General features: G+C 52.4%; 1 protein-coding gene. It reads right to left on the bottom strand.

The window, feature by feature from the left end; all coding sequences use genetic code 11:
* Positions 1-46: 46 nt before the first annotated feature.
* Positions 47-1654 carry a dipeptide ABC transporter periplasmic-binding protein DppA gene (gene dppA / locus HMPREF9538_RS22220; protein ID WP_009484203.1) on the bottom strand — a complete coding sequence of 536 codons (1608 nt, stop codon included), beginning with the start codon at positions 1652-1654 and terminating at the stop codon, positions 47-49.
* Positions 1655-2275: the final 621 nt, after the last annotated feature.

Here is a 2275-nt window from a genome sequence, read left to right as displayed (position 1 = left end):
CCCCCCCCCCCCCGGGGGGGGGAGAGGGGGTCAGGCATCGTGCTTATTATTCGACAGAGACGTTATCGAAGTGGTGTTTGCCCAGCGGGTCCACCACATAGCCTTTGACTTCTTTACGCACCGGCTCATAGACGGTGGAGTGAGCAATGATCAGCGCCGGAGCCTGGTCATGCATCACTACCTGAGCCTGTTTGTACAGTTCAATACGCTTGTTGTGGTCGTCGGTAGCGCGGGCCGGCTGAATAAGATCTTCAAACGGCTTATAGCACCAGCGCGAGTAGTTGGAGCCGTCTTTCGCCGCGGCGCAGCTGAACAGGGTCGCGAAGAAGTTATCCGGATCCCCGTTGTCGCCGGTCCAGCCCATCATCACGCTCTGGTGCTCGCCCGCTTTCGCCCGCTTCAGATACTCGCCCCACTCGTAGGTGACGATCTTGGCCTGGACGCCAATCTTGGCCCAGTCAGCCTGAATCATCTCCGCCATGCGGCGGGCGTTCGGGTTGTACGGACGCTGTACCGGCATCGCCCACAGATCGATGGTGAAGCCTTTTTCCAGGCCCGCTTCTTTCAGCAGCTGCTTCGCCTTCTCCGGATCGTAGGTGTAGTCCTTAACGTCGTCGTTATAGCCCCACATGGTCGGCGGGATCAGGTTCTTCGCCGCCTGGCCTGCGCCCTGGTAAACCGCTTTGATGATCGCTTCTTTGTTGACCGCGTAGGTCAGCGCCTGACGTACTTTGACGTCGTCCAGCGGTTTCTTCTCGGTGTTAAAGGAGAGATAACCAACGTTCAGACCCGGCTGTTCCAGCAGGGTAATGTTCTTATCTTCCTTCATGCGCGCGATGTCCGCCGGGTTCGGGTACGGCATCACCTGGCACTCATTTTTCTGCAGCTTGGCATAGCGCACGGAAGCGTCCGGGGTGATGGAGAAGACCAGACGATCGATCTGCGGCTTGGTGCCCCAGTAGCCCGGGAAGGCTTTATACAGAATGCGCGAGTCTTTTTGGTACTGCAGCAGCTGGAATGGGCCGGTACCGATAGGATTGAGATCCACTTTTTCCGGCGTGCCGGCTTTCAGCATGTTGTCAGCATACTCTTTCGAAAGAATGGAGGCGAAGTCCATGGCCAGATCAGCGAGGAACGGCGCTTCCGGACGGGTCAGGACGAACTGGACGGTATTATCGTCCACTTTCTTCACTTCGCTAATCAGGTCCGGTAAGCCCATCCCTTCAAAGTATTCATAGCTGCCGCCAGAAACTTTATGGTACGGGTTATTAGTATTCTTCTGGCGATCGAAGGAGAACACCACGTCATCGGCGTTCAGGTCACGGGTTGGTTTAAAGTCTTTATTATCCTGCCACTTCACACCCTGACGGAGGTGGAAAGTATAGGTTTTGCCATCCGCACTGACTTCCCATTTCTCAGCAAGTCCTGGAATAACTTCCGTCGTACCGGTTTTAAATTCGACCAGGCGGTTATAGATCGGTACGGAGCTGGCATCATAGGTGGTGCCAGAGGTGAAGAGCTGTGGGTTAAATCCTTCCGGCGAGCCTTCAGAACAATAAACCAGGGTTTTCGCTTGCACGCTGGCGGCGACGGTCATGGCGACCAGGCTCAGACCAAGCTTCAGCATCCCTGATTTCTTCAAGGAAATACTCATTATTCTGCTCCAAAATTGTGATGTTGTTTGCATATATCCGCCGGACCTTTATTTATTTTTTACCCGGTCCGGTCGGTGGTGCCCGAAGGCGTAGAGAGAGATGGGGATTCCTTTCGCAAAAACGACTGAGTTGCAGTACGGATTCTCCATGAAATGCCCCTCATGCCCTACAATCTGTCAACAGAATGGGGAAACGTCAATACAGCCAGCCGGGTTTTACATCCAGCGTGAGAAACGGCAGGCAAAGATTAAAAAAACTTCAGGACGCTATTTTCAGCAGAGAAATTTATGCTACTGGCAATTCAGCAGAATAAAGACCTTATTAATTTGCAACACCCAGTGGGAAACAATGCCAGCAAATGAGAAAAATTTCTTGCTGTGTGACCAATATGTGAGCGATTAATAGCGTGAACGTTAAAACGCACAGCGGAAAATGCTGCATTCAGCCATAAGCTTCGCGAAAAAAGATCTGTTCATCGATAAAAAAATGCAATGGAAGATGTCACAAAATAGCGAATAGCCGGCTGAAAACGTGAGTAAAGACGTTTATTGTGATTTTGGTGGTATTTTTGGCCAGTTGTGCATTGATGATGCCCGGCGGCGCTGCTGGACTGACCCCAT

The sequence above is a fragment of the Klebsiella sp. MS 92-3 genome, assembly GCF_000195655.1.
Taxonomy (GTDB): domain Bacteria; phylum Pseudomonadota; class Gammaproteobacteria; order Enterobacterales; family Enterobacteriaceae; genus Klebsiella; species Klebsiella pneumoniae.
Note: the sequence above shows the minus strand (reverse complement) of the source record. Positions and strands in the feature narration are given on the sequence as shown.